The 17535-nt window shown below is 50.9% G+C and carries 11 protein-coding genes, 1 pseudogene and 1 riboswitch; of the genes and pseudogenes, 9 read left to right on the plus strand and 3 right to left on the minus strand.

Translation table 11 applies throughout. The annotated features are described in order from the left end of the window. Nucleotides 1–76 precede the first annotated feature (76 nt). Nucleotides 77–1306, plus strand: a complete 1230-nt coding sequence (gene serA / locus K0H60_RS17100; protein ID WP_011718210.1) for a phosphoglycerate dehydrogenase — start codon at nucleotides 77–79, stop codon at nucleotides 1304–1306. A gap of 137 nt (nucleotides 1307–1443) precedes the next feature. Then, on the plus strand, nucleotides 1444–2400 hold the full coding sequence (ygfZ, locus tag K0H60_RS17105) for a tRNA-modifying protein YgfZ (RefSeq protein WP_220056472.1): 957 nt from the start codon (nucleotides 1444–1446) through the stop codon (nucleotides 2398–2400). A gap of 47 nt (nucleotides 2401–2447) precedes the next feature. Here the strand turns inward: ygfZ and K0H60_RS17110 are convergent, their stop codons facing one another. The 3 genes from K0H60_RS17110 to K0H60_RS17120 form a co-directional block, all read right to left on the minus strand. After that, entirely contained in the window at nucleotides 2448–3464 is a 1017-nt protein-coding gene (locus K0H60_RS17110) for a response regulator (RefSeq protein ID WP_220058194.1), read from the minus strand. Nucleotides 3465–3526: 62 nt separating this feature from the next. Continuing rightward, the gene (locus K0H60_RS17115; protein WP_220056473.1) at nucleotides 3527–8830 is read right to left on the minus strand and encodes a PAS domain S-box protein; all 5304 of its coding nucleotides are present in this window, start codon (nucleotides 8828–8830) and stop codon (nucleotides 3527–3529) included. Between the two features lie 128 nt (nucleotides 8831–8958). After that, nucleotides 8959–10317, minus strand: coding sequence for an alanine/glycine:cation symporter family protein (locus K0H60_RS17120; protein ID WP_220056474.1), 1359 nt, complete (start codon nucleotides 10315–10317; stop codon nucleotides 8959–8961). Nucleotides 10318–10468: 151 nt separating this feature from the next. Further along, a riboswitch (glycine riboswitch) is annotated at nucleotides 10469–10594 on the minus strand. 368 nt (nucleotides 10595–10962) lie between these two features. On the opposite strand from K0H60_RS17120, the pseudogene K0H60_RS17125 reads away from it, so the two are divergent. The 7 genes and pseudogenes from K0H60_RS17125 to K0H60_RS17155 all read left to right on the plus strand — a co-directional run. After that, nucleotides 10963–11484: pseudogene (locus tag K0H60_RS17125) on the plus strand (ABC transporter ATP-binding protein); the annotation flags it as partial. A 154-nt stretch (nucleotides 11485–11638) separates the two neighbouring features. Next, nucleotides 11639–14308, plus strand: coding sequence for an ABC transporter permease (locus K0H60_RS17130; RefSeq protein WP_220056476.1), 2670 nt, complete (start codon nucleotides 11639–11641; stop codon nucleotides 14306–14308). Then, nucleotides 14305–15555: a lipocalin-like domain-containing protein gene (locus K0H60_RS17135; RefSeq protein WP_220056477.1), complete on the plus strand. Its 1251-nt coding sequence runs from the start codon at nucleotides 14305–14307 to the stop codon at nucleotides 15553–15555. Before K0H60_RS17130 ends, K0H60_RS17135 begins: the two co-directional genes overlap by 4 nt. Before the next feature lie 221 nt (nucleotides 15556–15776). Then, a complete protein-coding gene (locus K0H60_RS17140) occupies nucleotides 15777–16148 on the plus strand; it encodes a type IV pilin protein (RefSeq protein ID WP_220056478.1) in 372 nt (123 codons plus the stop codon). A gap of 1 nt (nucleotide 16149) precedes the next feature. Then, the gene (locus tag K0H60_RS17145; RefSeq protein ID WP_220056479.1) at nucleotides 16150–16584 is read left to right on the plus strand and encodes a GspH/FimT family pseudopilin; all 435 of its coding nucleotides are present in this window, start codon (nucleotides 16150–16152) and stop codon (nucleotides 16582–16584) included. Continuing rightward, nucleotides 16575–16982 (plus strand): type IV pilus modification PilV family protein, encoded by a 408-nt coding sequence (locus K0H60_RS17150; RefSeq protein WP_220056480.1) that lies wholly within the window; start codon nucleotides 16575–16577, stop codon nucleotides 16980–16982. The genes K0H60_RS17145 and K0H60_RS17150 overlap by 10 nt, the downstream gene beginning before the upstream one ends. Before the next feature lie 2 nt (nucleotides 16983–16984). Next, nucleotides 16985–17527 carry a PilW family protein gene (locus K0H60_RS17155; protein WP_220056481.1) on the plus strand — a complete coding sequence of 181 codons (543 nt, stop codon included), beginning with the start codon at nucleotides 16985–16987 and terminating at the stop codon, nucleotides 17525–17527. Nucleotides 17528–17535: the final 8 nt, after the last annotated feature.

Here is a 17535-nt window from a genome sequence, read left to right on the forward strand (position 1 = left end):
AAGTGCTACTTTGGAAGGCCAAGGTTGTCAGCATATCACACAGAACTATTTCAATTAATTAGAGGGTACCCATATCATGGCGAAACATTCGCTGGACAAGGATAAGATCAAGATCCTGTTGTTGGAAGGCGTCCACCAATCTGCGGTCGATGTATTTGAACGTGCTGGATACACCAATATCGAGTATCACAAAGCCTCCTTAGGTGATGAAGCCCTGCTCGAGTCCATCAAAGATGCTCACTTTGTTGGTATTCGTTCCCGTACCCAATTAACGGCTGAGGTATTGAAGCGTGCCGAAAAACTGATTGCGATTGGTTGTTTCTGTATCGGTACTAACCAAGTGGATCTGGCGACCGCCGAATTACTCGGTATCCCAGTATTTAACGCACCATTCTCTAATACCCGCAGCGTGGCTGAACTGGTATTAGGCGAAATCATCATGCTGATGCGCGGCATTCCTGAACGTAATGCTATCGCCCACCGTGGTGGCTGGATGAAGACGGCAGCCGGCAGTTACGAAGTCCGTGGCAAAACCTTAGGTGTGATAGGTTATGGCCATATCGGTACACAGCTCGGGATCTTGGCTGAAACCTTAGGCATGCGCGTGGTGTTTTTCGATATCGAAGACAAACTACCATTAGGCAATGCCCAGCAAATCCATTCGATGGAACAATTACTGGCACAGTCCGATGTGATCAGTTTGCACGTTCCTGAAACGGCGCAAACCAAAGATATGATCAGCACCGCCGAATTTGCGGCCATGCGTAAAGGCAGCATCTTTATCAACGCCTCACGCGGTACTGTGGTCGATATCGATGCCCTAACGGTCGCCCTTAAAGAGCGTCACCTTGCGGGTGCGGCCATCGACGTATTCCCCGTCGAGCCACAATCGAATGATGATGAATTTATCAGCCCATTACGTGGTTTAGATAACGTGCTGCTGACTCCGCACGTGGGTGGCAGTACTGCCGAAGCCCAGGAAAACATCGGTATCGAAGTTGCCGGTAAGTTAGCTAAATACTCTGACAACGGTTCGACCGTATCTGCGGTTAACTTCCCTGAAGTGTCGCTGCCAATGCACAAAGGCATTTCGCGCTTACTGCACATTCACCAAAACCGTCCTGGCGTGCTAATCAAAATCAACAAAGCCTTCTCTGAAAAAGGCATCAACATTGCCGCTCAGTACCTGCAAACCACTGCAGAAATCGGTTATGTGGTGATGGAAGTCGATACTCACCAAGCCGAAGAAGCCTTGGTTGAACTTAAGGCCATTGAAGGCACACTGCGCACCCGCGTATTGTTCTAATGCTTTAAGCACTCAGCTTGAGTGAATTTATAAGGCGCACATTTCATTCAAGATATGTGCGCCTTATGCTTTTGAGCGCCGCTTAATTCCGCTACAATCTAGCCTCTTGCATCGTCTTCATTTTCAGGATCTCCGCTATGACTATTGCAGTTTCGACACCCACTTGGGATCTGGACGCCTCCATGCCTCCACTTATGCTCGCCAACCTATCCCACCTCGGCCTCATCAAAGTAGTCGGTGAACAGGGGCGCAGTTTTATCCATGGCCAAGTGACTACGGACATTAGCTCACTCGAAGCCAACCAATGGCGCTGGGGCGCACATTGCGATCCTAAGGGTAAGATGATCGCCAGCTTCCGCACCTTTGCTATCCAAGAGGCGCTGTTGATGCTGCTGCCAAGGGAGACTATCGAGGTCGATCTGCCGCAACTGCAAAAATATGCCGTGTTTAGCAAAGCAACCCTGACCAATGCGACGGCGGAGTGGACATTACTCGGCGTAGCAGGCGAACAGGCAACACAATTTATGACCCAACACTTTGATGAAATCACTGAAGAACTGACGCTGGTCGAACATGGCGCCATTTTAAAGGATGCGGATCGTTTTATTCTGGTACTGCAGCCAGATGCGGCAACAGCCTTAGTGGGCGAGCACACAGTGTTTGATGCCAGCGCTTGGCAAGCCTTAGAAATTGCTGCTGGTTACCCTAATCTAGCGCCAAGCCATGCTAACCAATATGTGCCGCAGATGTGCAACCTACAGGCTATCAACGGCATCAGCTTTAACAAAGGCTGCTACATGGGCCAAGAAACTGTGGCTCGGATGAAATACCGTGGTGGTAACAAGCGCGCGCTCTATATTCTCCACGGCACGACTTCCTCAGACATCAAGTTGGAAAGTGCTCTCGAGATCGAATTGGAAGATGGCTATCGCAAGGGCGGGCAAATTATTGAGTTCGTACAGCGTGGCAATCAAGTACTACTCACCGCTGTGCTGGCAAACGATACCGAGAACGGTGCCAAGCTGCGCTTTGCCGACGATGAGCAATCCAGCTTACGCATTCAAGCATTACCCTACTCGCTCGAAGAAGCCTAGCTTCTAAGCGAGTCGTATTGAAAAGGCGCCCTAGGCGCCTTTTTTGTTTAATGCTCGATATAAGTATCTCGAATTGCCACCACCTCGGGCAGAATTTGCTTAAATTCCTCCACCAGCTTAGGGTCAAAGTGTTTACCCGCTTGGCTTTCGAGTAATTCGACCGTGGCTTCGATTGTCCAAGGCTCCTTATAAGGACGGCGCGAAGTCAGGGCATCGAAAACGTCCGCAATTGCCACAATCCTGCCTTCTATCGGAATATTTTCCCCAGACAAACCATTAGGATAACCCGAACCGTCCCACTTCTCATGGTGGGTTAAGGCGATGCGCCGCGCCATTTGCAGCAGTGGATCGCCATGTTCGCCAATGATCTCGGCACCAATGGCAGCATGTTGTTGCATGATTTCCCATTCATCGGCATCAAGCTTACCGGGCTTTTTCAGCACCGCATCGGGCGTGCCGATTTTCCCGATGTCATGCATGGGCGCCGCGTTATACAACAGCTCGCAGAAGGTGCTAGGCAAGCCTAGTTTAACGGCCAGCATCCGTGCATAGTGGCTCATACGCACAACGTGCAGGCCTGTCTCGTTGTCTTTGTATTCGGCGGCGCGACCTAAACGGCGGATAATTTCGAAGCGAGTTTCTTCTAGCTCTTGGGTGCGTTCTCTGACTTGTTGCTCTAGCAGGCGTTTTTGATCGTATAGCGCCAGATGAGTTCGTACCCGAGCTTTTACCACGGGAGCACTCACAGGCTTAGTGATGTAATCGACGGCGCCGAGTTCAAACCCTTGGGTCTCGTCGGCCACCTCAGACAAGGCGGTCACAAAAATCACCGGAATATGGCAAGTTAAGGGTTCTTGCTTAAGCAGCTTACAGACTTCATAGCCATTCATACCGGGCATCATTACGTCGAGTAAAATCAAATCCGGCAGGGTTTTGGCGACAAGGGCGAGTGCTCTTGGTCCATCAATCGCCACCTTGACCTTATAATCCTCACCGAGTATGCCCACTAAAATATCGATATTTTCCGGTGTATCATCGACGACCAATATTGTTGCCTTATCCATCAACACTTTCACCTTATCCTGTGGCTTATCAATGGCCAATACCGCACTCTCTTGACCGGTTTTTAGGTTAATTCCGCAAGCACTTCATCAATCAAATCCACTGCTTCATCAAACTGATACTGATTAATCATAGTCAGGGCTGGGCTGAGCTGCAGCCATAACTTGCTACTCACCTGAGGTTTTAACGCATCGATTTGCGCCACCGCATCTGAGTCAGCATCCTCTAGGCTTTGTCGCAGCTGTTTTAAGGCGGTGACTAGCGCCTCTGGCGAGAGTTGTTCGCTCGTCGATGTGGTCGACTCCTCAAACTGCGGCTTGACCCGCTCAATGGCATCACAAATCGACGCCACTAGCGCTTGGATTTGGTCTAACTCAGTTTGGTATTCGCTCTTCTCACTTAAGTGCAACTCTAGTTGGCGGGCTAATTCCACCAGCTTGCTAGAGCTTAAGTTGCCCGCGAGCCCCTTCAAGGTATGCGCCATGCGCACAGCATCGTCACGTTTGTCATTGGCGAGCGCTTTATTGATGAGATCCACCACATTACGCTGACTGGTAACGAAACGATCGAAGATCCTTTGATACAAACGAGTAGAGTTTTGAACTAATTGTAAGCCCCTATCGATATCCAACTCAGGATGCTCGGGCCATTTCACCACAGATCCAGAATCTAAGTTGATAGGTTTAACCGGAATATCAACCAGTTGACTCGGCTCTGTGTTATCGACCAGCGACGCGCTGCCACCTAAATATTTCAACAGGGTTTGATACAGTAGATTGACCTCAATCGGCTTAGCGATATGGTCGTTCATTCCCGCTCTTAAACACATTTCCTTATCACCAGCCATCGCATTTGCTGTCATCGCGACCACGGGCAGCTCGGTGAGTTCGGGCCGCTTTCTGAGTGCCTGCGTGGCCTGATAACCGTCCATCACCGGCATTTGGCAGTCCATCAACACCAGATCGAAGCTCTGCTGCTCCAGCTTATCGAGCGCAATCTGGCCGTTAGTGGCGATGGATAAGATAATCCCCACTTGCTCTAAAAACTCGGTGGCCACCTCAAGGTTCATCTCATTGTCTTCCACCAAGAGAATACGCTTACCCTTAAGCGGCAATAACAGTTTAGGATCGATGCTCTCGCTCTGGCGTCTCACGGGGAGAACCCCCGCCCGGCCGAGGGAATTCATAATGCCGTCGAGCAACCTAGATGCACTAATGGGTTTACTGATATATCCGGCCAAGCCAAGTTCTTCAATTTGGCTTAAGAAGTCTTGGTTGGCGTGGGCCGACACCATCAAGATCCGCGGCGCTTTCTTCGCCTGCTGCTTGATTTGTTTAGCCGTTTCAATGCCATCGAGGTTTGGCATCTTCCAGTCGATCAGGGCAACGGCATATTCCTGCTGGATACAACGGGTCACAGCCTCTTCGCCGGAGCGCACCGTATCCCCCCTAAAGCCCATGCTTTCTAAGGTGGTGCGCATAATGTCGCGGGCGGTGGCATTGTCATCGGCAACCAGAATCGGCATGCCTTCGAGCTCTTGGGCAACCGTTAGCTTTTGACCACTGGAAATCTGCAACTTAACAGTAAAATAGAAGGTACTGCCGTGGCCGAACTGACTTTCAACCCCTATGGTGCCGCCCATCAGTTCGACGAGCTGTTTACAAATCGCCAGCCCTAAGCCCGTACCGCCGTACTTGCGTGTTGTAGAGGTGTCGGCCTGACTGAAGGATTTAAACAGTTTGGCCTGCTGATCTGCGGTTAAACCAATACCGCTGTCGCGCACACTAAAGCGCAGCACCACATCGTCATTTTGCTGCTCAACTAAGTTGAGCGATAACAAGACTTCACCACGCTCGGTAAACTTAATCGCGTTGTTCATCAAGTTGATCAGCACTTGCCCTAGGCGCAGCGAATCACCGAACAAGTGCCTAGGCACATTGGGCGCCACCGCAAACAGCAGTTCAAGTTGTTTATGGGCCGCCTTCTCGGAGAACATATCGCTGAGATCTTCCAGCATAGTATCGAGCTGGAAGGGCACAGATTCGATGTCTAACTTGCCGGCTTCAATTTTAGAGAAGTCGAGGATGTCATTAATGATGGAGAGTAAGGATTTTGAGGCGCGCTCAATTTTCTCCACATAGTTCTTCTGCTTCTTATCCAGCGCCGTCTGCAAACAAAGTTGCGACATACCGATAATGGCATTCATCGGCGTGCGGATTTCATGGGACATATTCGCGAGGAAATCGCCCTTAGCCTTACTCGCCGCATCCGCCTCTTCTTTTGCCACTAACAGTTCGTCAGATAGCAGTTTCAGCTCTGTCATATCTACCATACTGACCACGGCCGATTCGAACTGCTTCTGGCTATCGAACAGTGCCGACACATTGACCGTCATCCACAGTGGCTCACCATTGGGGCGAATAAAGCTACGTTCACCGCGATAGTGGTCGACTTTACCTTCGGCCAATTCTCTAAACTGAGCCTTAGCGGTTTCTTTATCCTGCAGGCTTAAGACATCGAAAATAGGCACACCGCAGAGTGACTCTCGGGTCTGGCCCATGTCTTCGCAATATTGGTCGTTACAGTCGAGGATCACGCCTTTGGCATCGACGTTCACAATGCCAATGGTCGAGCCATCAAATAGCGCCTTAAAGTGCGCCTCGCTGACCGCCAACTCTTCTTCAATGGCTTTACGCTCGGTAATATCCATCACGTAGCCATTCCAAATAATGGCGCCATCGTCGTTGTAGTGACCGCTCGCTCCCGCCTCCATCCAACGAATACTGCCGTTAGGATGGCGATAACGGAACTCACGCACCCATTGCAACTTGTCCTCACTCTTACCCGCTAAGGCACGCACAACCTCGGGGCGTTCCTCATCAAATATCCGCTCGGCAATGATATTAAAGTCTTTCAGTAAATCTTCGCGGTGTAAGCCCAGCATATGAAATGCCGCGCCGGAGAGGAAAGTAAAGGTGCGATCCGCAGGAGAAACCCAGCGCAACTGATACACGGTACAAGGGATAGATTCGGTAATATTGGTGAGTTGCAAGCGCGACGCCTCAAGCTCAACCATGGCCAGTTTGCTCTCGGTGATATCGTCAATACTGCCGTCAAACCACAGTGGGAATCCTTCTTCGGTATAACTCGCCTTGCCCTTTTCATGCACCCAGCGAATGCTGCCGTCACGATGTCGGATGCGGTATTCCACCTCAAAGGTTTCCTGCTGCGCCAGCGCCCTATCGATATGTTGATGGCATAGCTCACGATCTTCTTCCACGATCAGCGAGGCAAAGGTGCGTTGGCGGTTTTCAATAAACTGGCTCGCCGCAAAACCCGTAATATCGGCAATGTTGTCGCTGACATATTCCATCACCCAGACATCGCCGATGCGCGTACGATAGACGGCGCCAGGAATATTGGTCACAAGGCCACGGAACCTTAGTTCACTGTCACGGATTTTTTGCTCTACGGCTAACTTCTGGGTCATATCCCGAATCGATGCCGCCACTTGTCTGCGACCTTCATGATCGGCAGGTAAAATACTCAAGGCGATTTCGGCGACAAACTCCCCACCATCGGCTTTAAGCGCCCGCACATGGCGTGCATTGGCCATGGGGCGATCGCGGCCTTCACGCAAAAATTGCAGGCGGTCGCGGGCATGGTTGCTACGCATGGCTTCAGGCAAGAGTGACTCCACCTGTAGCCCCAACATGCTGTTGGCATCGTAACCAAAGAGAATTTGGCAGCGGGTATTAGTAAATACAATTGAGCCCATCTGATCGACGATCAGCATCGCCTCTGGCGCCGCTTCGAGTACGGCATTAGACCAAGTAGCAGCTGAGAACTGTTCGGTCACATCGGTGAATAACATCTCCACCGACATCAGCTCGCCCGTATCCGAAACCAAAGGCTGCATAAAGAGGTCGAGCATACGTGGGTGGCCACTCGCATCGAGCAGCTCGACCTGATGGGAAGGAACGTTCTCCCCCTTCAGGGCTAAATCCGTGTATTCCCAATTTTTTTCATTTAACGGATTGGCAGTAAACAGTCTTTGATACTTACGCTTGAGTAGCTCAGGTGACATGCCCAAGACCTTAGTGACGCCCTCACTCACCTGCGCCAACTGGCCTGAAGGGTCGAGCGAACAATAGAAGGACTTATCACTCATGCCATCGATCAGCCGCGCGAAACGGTTACCGCGGGAGTCTAAAATCGCCTGCTCACGCTCGGCGAGGAGTTCCGCCATCTGGTTAAAGGTGCTGCTTAAGGTAACTATCTCACTCACCGCGCCTTTGGGGATCGCCAATTGCTGGGCTTTACCCTGACCGAAAGCCAAAATGCCCGACTCCAGCGCCTCAAGCGGCCGAGTCAAACGTTTAGCGGCGATGTAGCAAGTGAGTAATAACAATAGGGTTAATAAACTGAGGTTGAGCACCACGGATGCCACATCATCCAGCAGCGTTGCAAACAGCTGATGTTCGGGCACCATGACAATGACGCGCCATTTGAGCTTAGCGACCGAAGCAACACTGGCGAGATACACAGTGCTCTTATCATCGATAAAGCGCGCTTGTCCATTTAGCCCCTTATCCAATAATGCCCAAAAGTCACTGTTTCGACGGGTATTTCTATCGAGCCATTCGGCGGAGGTCACGGCGAGCACTTTCTCTTTATCGCTGTGGAAGATCAGCCGCCCTTGATCATCGAGTACCACTAATTGGCTTGGCTGCACACCCAGTTGTTCAGGCAATTTATCGAGCGCCAAATCGACGGTCGCCACCCCAAAGTAATCATTTTCAGGGCCAAAAGGCACCGAATAAGTCACCATCAAAGTGTTTCCTGCGCCCTCATCAAAATAAGCCTTAGACCAATAGCCTCCGGGTTGATTAATGGCCTTTGACCACCAATCCCAAGAGCCATCGGTATAGTCATAACCCTCGGCGCCAATATCTAGATAATGGAAGTTGTTGCCATCGCGGTAAACATAGGGGAAAAAGAGTTTTTTATCGGGGAAGGTATAAGGTTTAAACGCAACGGCTGAGCCATAAAAATCGGGATTGCGTTCGATGCGATTAGTGAGTACCCGTTTGATTTTCTCACTATCATTAATGCCCTCCTTATTGGAGATAAACCCAATAAAATCGGCAACACCTTGCGTATTCGCCTGTGCATGTTCGAGTAGCAACTGTAGGCGATAGGCGGAATGATTCGACTCCTGGGCTAAGGAATCGTATAGCTTTCGCTCGGCAGAAAGATAATTAAACCAAGCATTAATGCCGTAAACGGCCGTCATGATAAGAATTAAAGGCAGCGCAATATGGGATAGAATTTTGCTGCGGAAGGTACGAAGTTTACTTTTATCCATGGCGTCGCCTCAAAGCCCCCGTTTCTAATCCACCCATTTTTGGGTAGCCCTTATAAAGTAAACGAAGAACCTTGTGGCGACAATCTTAAAGTTAAAATAATGTGAACTAATATATTGTTTTCACAACATTAATAAATTGGGTCTAATGTACGGTTTGAGAGTGTCCGAACAAAATAGCTTTGGGTTTCGGCAATAATGACGTGCCTTAATCCAATAATCGCAATCAGGTTCGGTATCGCCATTAAACCGTTTACCGTATCGGCCAATAGCCAGATCACATCCAGCTTGATAAAGGCGCCGACCGCAATCAGACCTAAAAACAGCATTTGATAGGCACGCAGTCCACGTTCGCCGACTAAATAGTACCAGCAGCGTTCGCCATAGTAGTGCCAGCCTAAAATGGTGGTGAATGCAAAGCAGACTAAGGCGATAGTCACTAAATACTGACCTATAGCCGCCGAGCCGCCTAGGCTGAAGGCCGCGCTGGTCATGGCTGCGCCGGCGGTATCACCGCTCCAGACTCCGGTGATAATCAATACCAGTCCCGTCATAGTGCAGATGATGATGGTATCGAAAAATGTGCCCGTCATGCTGACTAAACCCTGCTCGACTGGCTCATTGGTTTTCGCCGCCGCGGCGGCAATTGGCGCGCTACCGAGGCCAGACTCGTTCGAAAACACCCCGCGGGCAATCCCCATTTGAATCGCCTGCGCCACAGTTGCCCCTAAGAAGCCGCCCGCCGCCGAAACAGGCGTAAAGGCCGACTCCACCACTAACTGCAAGGCGGGTAAAATCGATTCGGCAAAACTCACTAGAATCCACACACAAGCCAGCACATACCCAATCGACATCGCTGGCACTAACTTTTGCGCCACGTTGGAAATACGCTTCACCCCACCTAAGGTCACCGCCGCAACTAACAGGGTGAGCACCAGTGCCGTCGCCCAAGTGGGTACCTCAAAGGCAATGGTCAGGGCATCGCTAATTGCATTCACTTGGGCAAAAGTACCAATCCCAAAGAACGCCACCCCCACGCCAAACAGGGCAAACAACTTCGCCATCCAATGTAGGCCCAGCCCCCGCTCGATGTAGTACATGGGGCCGCCTGCAATTTGCCCGCGCGCATCGGTGGTGCGATATTTTACCGCCAACATACATTCGGCATACTTGGTCGCCATGCCGAAGAAGGCCGCCAGCCACATCCAAAATAATGCTCCAGGGCCGCCCATCTTAATCGCGGTTGCCACCCCAACAATATTGCCTGTCCCTATGGTGGCCGACAGCGCCGTACACAAGGCGGCGAAGGAAGAGAGATCCCCATGTCCTTTGGCGGGTTTAAATAATAAGCCGAGGGCCATTGGCAAACGAAACACTTGGATAAGCCGCAAACGTAAGGTGAGATAGATGCCCGTCCCCACGAGTAAACACAGGGTAACGGGTCCCCAAACGATACCGTTCAGGCTGCTGAGTAAAGCTTGAAAACTCATGATATTCCTCAATTATTAAACAACTAAATTAATAAAGGAGGAGGAAAAGAAATGGCTGTGACACACCGCTGCCAGCCTAAAGAAAGACTATCACCCAGCCAATAAAGGCAGGGAAAGCGTCCAAAAGACAAACGACAGGGACCGTGCAGTCATCCTCTCCTCTGTCCTTTTGCCTGAGCGTTTCGCAGAATGCACCCATCGACGCACCTACTTTCGCCTTCGGCGCCACCTATTATCGCGACTTAACGCAATCGGTAGTCTCTCCAGAGGCTCGTCCAGTAACAGTCCATGCCTTGCGGCACCTGAAAGAGTGCTTTGGTTCGGGACACATCCCAAAACAAAGTTGCCTCGTCGGTGTGGGGTTAATTCCCCACTCTCCTGCTACCTTCATCCGAACGGATTGTTAAATCGATAGTCCGCTATCGATTTAACAGGGCGCACAGCATGCAACAAACACAAAAATAGCTCAAGCCCATTCGCTCACAGAATTGGGTTCTAAAACCACAATTGCAGAAAATTTAAACAGCATAAAACCTAAGTCTGAATCCATGCAAAGTGAACCTTAAGGACCAAATAGCAGTATCTATCAGAAGATAAAATGTTTTATCTTTAGTCGGGCTAAATGTTGCCAGAGTGGAAGGATAAATGTCAGAAGTAGCCAAACTTATCCAAGTGAGTAAAAGTTTTCGCGATGGCGAGCAGCGCCATACCGTACTGCAAGCCGTCGATTTAACCTTACATCGCGGCGAGACCATCGCACTCACGGGCCCCAGCGGCAGCGGCAAAAGCACACTGTTAAATTTGATCGCAGGCTTTGAAACACCAGACAGCGGCCAGATAGTGCTGAATCATCAACCCACCCAAGAATGGCAAGACAAACACTGGAGCGAGTTCCGACGCAGCCACTTAGGCGTCGTGTTTCAACAATTTAATCTACTGACGCCACTCAATGTAAGAAACAACATAGGTTTTTCACTCAATCTCAATGGCGCCAGTTGGAATCCTTGGTGCGATTATCTCGTCGACAAATTGGGGCTGGCTTCGCTACTCAATCGGCAGGTCGAGGCACTTTCAGGCGGGCAACAGCAAAGGGTCGCTATCGCCAGAGCCTTAGCCCACAATCCGAGTTTACTGCTGGCCGACGAACCCACAGGCAATCTCGATGATGAATCGGGTAAACAGGTGATGTCACTGCTGTGCGAACTGGCCAAAGAAAGCCAAACCAGCATACTCATGGTCACCCACAGTGAAGAATGCGCCGCCTTTATGCACAAACGCTGGCATCTTTCCCACGCCGCTGTGTCTATCTCCGGTTAACTCGATGATGAGTCCAGCATTAACCCCTAAAGCCAATCACAGCCAAACCCCAAGCAGAAATCGCCCATGGCTGCGGATCTATTGGGTATTAAGGGTCTTTCTCGCCCACTATCGCCACGCGCCGCTGCAAGCGGGCGCCATTTTGCTTGGGCTTGCCCTCGCCGTGACTTTACTTATCGGGGTTAAAGCCACCAATGATAATGCAATTCGTAGCTACAGTGAGGCCACTGAGCTCTTGAGCCAGCGGGCCGATGTGCTCCTCAGCGCGCCCATTGGCCAAGAAACCCTCGACGAATCCGTGTATTTCAGCCTACGCCAAGCGGGCATAAGCCAAAGCCTTGCGGTTGTCAGTGGCAGAGTGGCGGGCCTGAACGGTCAGTTTTGGCAAATTGAAGGCAGCGATATCGTCGCCGCGTTGACGGCGAGCCTAAGCACAAAAGAGGGGCAAAAACACGACACAAGCACAAAGCAAGAAGCCAATCCAAGGATGTCGATGGGAGCGCTACCGCTCGCCGATTTAATGAGCGGCGAGCCGATAGTGGTCATGAGCCAGAGCCTTGCCAATAAAATCGCACCCAATGGCCAACTCGCCCTCGCGCCCGCTTCTTTTGCGCCCGACAAGCTTAAGGTCATTAGTATCGACGATAGCTGGGGACTGGGCAGTGCAATTCTGACCGATATTTCCCTCGCCCAAAGCTTACTCGGAATGCAAGGCAAACTCAGCTATATAGCCCTATTCAGTGACAGGGATAAGCTCCCTGCCTTAAAGCAGCAGCTCGATACCCAAGGGATTACGCCGCTTCGCGCCAGTTACAGTCAACAGGATCAAGGCCAAGCCTTGATGGCGCTTACCCGCAGTTTTCATTTAAACCTCAATGCGATGAGCATGTTAGCCTTTGTGGTCGGGCTGTTTATTGCCTATAACGGCGTGCGTTACAGCCTGATGAAACGCCAACGTCTATTAATCCAATTGCTGCAACAGGGCCTAGCACGGCGCGAAGTCATGCTGGCCCTACTTGGCGAGTTGCTGCTGTTGGTAGTGTTAGGCTCGCTAATGGGATTTATCTTAGGATTACAGCTCAGTCACTGGTTGCAACCTATGGTCGCTATGACCTTAGAGCAGCTCTACGGTGCCCACTTATTGCCGGGAATTTGGCAATGGCGTTGGTTGGCCGAGGCGATAGCCCTCACCTTAGTTGCCGCCTTAGCCGCCTGTTTACCCTTGTATTTTGACTTAACCCGCCAATCCCTCGCCCAAGGTGCTAATCGTTATCAACAAACGCAGGCCCACAACAAAACCCATGGCAGGCAATTTATCTTAGCCTGCGGCCTGCTCACGCTCGCCACAATACTCATGCCCTTCAGCCAAAGCTATAACACCAGTTTGGTATTGTTGGGCATGGTCGCCGTCGCGATTCCATTGTTATTACCACAAGTATTGCATTGGGGCGTTAGCTTACTTTTGCCATTGACTCGCCCCGGACTTAAGCACTATCTCCTCGCCGAAACCCGCGAACTTATCGCGCCATTGTCCCTTGCTATGATGGCGATACTGCTGGCACTGAGTGCCAATGTGTCGATGAACACCTTGGTAGGCAGCTTCGAGCAAACCTTAAGAAGCTGGTTAGAAACCCGCCTGCATGCCGATTTATACCTGCGCCCCAGCGCTAACCATATGGCCGAAGTGCGTGATAAGTTGCGCCAAGATCCTCGCCTGAGTGGCCTGTATCAGCAATGGCAAGTGGAGGCGGAAGTCTCTAACCAAGGGGCGGCGCAAACCATACCCGTCAACCTGATTAGCCGCGATGATGCATCGATTCAACACACCAGCACGATCAAAGAAAGCTTGCCGGATCTCTGGCAAACCTACTTTGACGGACATTACGTGTTAGTCAGCGAACCCATGGCCATTAAGTATCAGCTGCAACTCGGGGATACTGTGGCGTTAAACGTGCTGGACAAAACCGCCAACAATCCCGTGGTAATTGCGGGGATTTATTACGACCACGGCAATACCCGCAATGAGCTCATCATCAGCCATAAGCTGTGGCGACAGGCGCAGCTACCCGTGTTACCCATTAGCCTTGCGGCCAGTTTCCACTCTGTCGAGCCGGGAGTTCAAACCACAGCGACTCAGCGCAAACTCAGCGAGGCAGAGCTAGATGAGCTGCAAGGGCAATTGGCCGTTACATTGGGCTTAGCACAGGCGCAAATTTACAGCCAAGCCAAGATCAAGGCTCAGGCCATTGCCATGTTTAAACGCACCTTCTCAATCACCTTAGTGCTCAATAGCTTAACTTTGCTGGTGGCGGCCATAGGGCTATTTAGCGCCTGCTTGATGTTAACTCAATCCCGGCAAGCGCCATTGGCGAGGCTGTATTCCCTCGGGGTGAGTCGCAGTAAGCTGCGGACTATGGTGTTCAGCCAAATGCTGCTGGTCGTGGTCATCACTTGCCTGATGGCCATGCCCACGGGCGCACTGCTCGGATATTTATTGATTGATAAAATCACCCTGCAGGCCTTCGGCTGGACAATCAAGATGATCTGGGATTGGTTTGCCTATGGAAAAGCCATCCTCATTGCCTTAGTGACCTGCACCTTAGCCGTACTCTTACCGCTTTACTGGCAAACCCGCAGGCCCTTAATCGCCAGTTTGCAGCAGGAAACCCTATGAGCGCACGCGTACCTCAAACCAAGGCTTGGCACGTTAATCAATCAGCGTCTGCAACGCGATCTAAGATCAGCACAAGCGCAGGCTTTATCTTGAAGAGTGCCATAGGTGGCTTACTGCTTGCGACAATAAGCGGCTGCGATAATGCGCCTTCAACGACCGAGCCTCAATCCATGGGGGCTTTACTGGGGCAAGCAAGCGCAGATAGCCAAAGCTTTGCTAAGGTAACGCCGGGAAACCGCTTTCAATTTCCTCAAGATCACCTCGCCCATCAGGATTTTCGTCAGGAATGGTGGTATCTCACCGCCAATTTGACCACTGAGAATGGTGAACAACTTGGTGCCCAATGGACGCAATTTAGGGTGGCGCTAAAACCTAAGCACTCTGAACCGCAAAACGTGGAACTTAATCCTAAGTCCACTTGGGCGACTGAACAGCTTTATTTTGCCCATAGCGCACTCACCTCAAGCACTTCTCACCTCGCCCATGAGAAATGGTCGCGGACGCATCCATCACTGGCAGGGGTAAGCGCAGATCCCTACCAAATTCACCTCGATAATTGGCAATGGCGTAGTCAGTCAAAGGACTTATTCCCAGCAACCTTAAGCGTTGCAACCGACGACTTTAGTTATCAACTCGAGCTTAGCAGCCAAGCGCCACTGCAATATCAAGGGGATAAGGGTTACAGCATTAAGAGTCGCGACGGCAAAGTCGCCTCTTACTACTACAGCCAACCCTTTATCACGATTCACGGCGTAATCACCCGCCATATCAAGATCAATGCCCAAGTGGAAAACCGCGTCGAAAAAGTCACAGGCCAAGGCTGGCTAGATAGAGAATGGAGCTCGCAGTTTTTAACCAAGAGCCAGCAGGGCTGGGATTGGTTTGCCCTTAGGTTAGATGATGGTTCGGCGCTGATGTTATTCCAGCTCAGGGAACAATCCTCAGATAAAGCACAATCGGCCTTTTACAGCGCCAGACGAATGTTTGCCGATGGCACCGGCCGCAATATCAATTCCCGCGATACCCCAGATGGGATAAAAATGACGCCACTCGAGTGGCAAACCACCAGCACGGGTAAATACCCAATTCGCTGGCAAGTGCAAATCCCAAGCGAGCAAATCGACATCCGCATTTCCCCTTTAAATCCCAATAGTGCCATGGCGTTATCCACCCAGTATTGGGAAGGCCCAATTGAGCTTAAAGGTAGCCATAGTGGCACAGGTTATATGGAGCTGACGGGGTATTAATCTCCAGCTCAAATGTGATCTCCATATCAACTACAGCGACTTAATACTCTTCGTTCTCATACTATCGATTGCAAATGCTGCTGAATTTTCACTCAGTGATTGCATTTCGATGAAAATCCCAATAAATTAACATGACAACGTTGTCAAAATAATTAAAACAACAAGATAGCCATCGTAATCACGGACGATTCTATTCAGTTCAATAACACAGGGAGGGGTGGATGAGCGCTTTACGTAAAGGGTTTACCCTGATTGAACTGATGATCGCCGTCGCCATTATTGGCATTCTTGCCGCCATTGCGATTCCTTCATTTAATGAGTACCTGAAACAAGGTCGACGCTTCGATGCTCAGCAATATCTCGTCAGTAGTGCCCAAGCGCTAGAGCGCCATTATTCCCGCAACGGTTTGTATCCCGCTTCGCAGAGTTTAACCAACAGTGCCTATTACAGTTTCAGCTACACCCCCACGATAAATAAATTAGGTTTTAGCCTCAAGGCCGTGCCCACAAGCCGTCAGTCAGATACCTGCGGCACCTTAAGTCTCGACCATAAAGGCGTACGTGCACCCGCAACCCATTGCTGGACCCACTAAGATGACAAAGCGCACTAAAGCGGGGTTCACCTTAGTCGAATTGTTGGTCGCTATCGCCATCATCGGCATCTTGGCGAGCATCGCCCTGCCCTCCTATCGGGATCTTATTGCCAGAGAAAGCCTCACCAGCACGGCAAATGAATTGCTCTCCAGTTATAAATTCGCCCGCGGCGAAGCCATCAAGCGCAATCAGGCGGTGACACTGGAAGCGACAGAAGATGGGCGCTGGCTGGTCATCAGCAATCAGGAACAACTTAAGGTCTTTAGTCCATCTAACCGCGGCGTCAGTATCGATGGCTTTAACACCCTCAATATCAATGCGACAGGCAACACCACTAAAACCCAGATGAGCCTCGAAAACACCCAAGGTGAAACGCTCAATCTGTGCATCTTGCCAAGCGGGCAAAGTTATCTACAGGAGGCAGCATGCGCATAGTGGCACTGAGTCATAAACAACAAGGCTTTACCATGACCGAAGTGCTGATTTCGTTAGTGGTGTCGGTCACTTCGCTACTGGCGCTCGGCAAAGCGCAGTTATCTTCATTGCAGCATGCGACCAATAGCTTCCAATATACGGTCGCCACCATTCAAGCGCAGAATGCCATTGAAAGGATCTGGCCGAGGATCTGCGATATTCAGCGCCAACCCGCACGCTTTGAGGATGTCAATTTTAGGGCCAGCCTCAGCCAAGATATGCCCAGCGGTTACACCTTAGTGCTACCCAACACTTATCAAGACACTATGCCCATCACAGTCACTTGGCGAGACGGTCGCATTGAGGACAATAACAGTGTGAGCCTCAACGCCAGCTTTCCGCACTTATGTCAGGTGTAGCTATGTCCTTAAGCGCGAAGAAACAGCAAGCGGGCTTTAGCTTATCAGAACTGATGATCGCTATGGTGCTTGGGCTGATTATTATGCTGGCCGTGGTCAACTTTTTCGCCCCGCTCAAGGCCACGGTTGAAGAAAGCAAACGCCTCGAAAACGCAGCCGATGCACTGAGGTACGCCACCCTCAGCCTCAGCAAGAGCGTCAAACGTGCATCAAGTATCGTATCCCTCAGCGCTAACGAATTAGTGCTCGCAGTTGCAGCATCCCCAGCCCAGCCGAGTTTAACTTGCCTAGGAACCAGCAAAACCAGCGATTACAACGAAACCTACCGTTTTGACGCTCCCAATCTGAGCTGCGACGACGGCGATGGCGCTCAGGTATTACTCACGGGGTTAGAAGCGACCAGTTTTGCTCTCAATGGCGAACTGGTGACAGTAGTACTCAAGCCTGAAAAACTCCCAGCGCAATATGGCCAAGGGATCCAGCTCGATATCGCCCTGCGTAAACCCCTATGGCGGCAAGCCCTCAACAGCCAACAGAACCCATAAAGCAAGGA

The organism is Shewanella mangrovisoli, from assembly GCF_019457635.1.
GTDB classification, from domain to species: Bacteria; Pseudomonadota; Gammaproteobacteria; order Enterobacterales; family Shewanellaceae; genus Shewanella; species Shewanella mangrovisoli.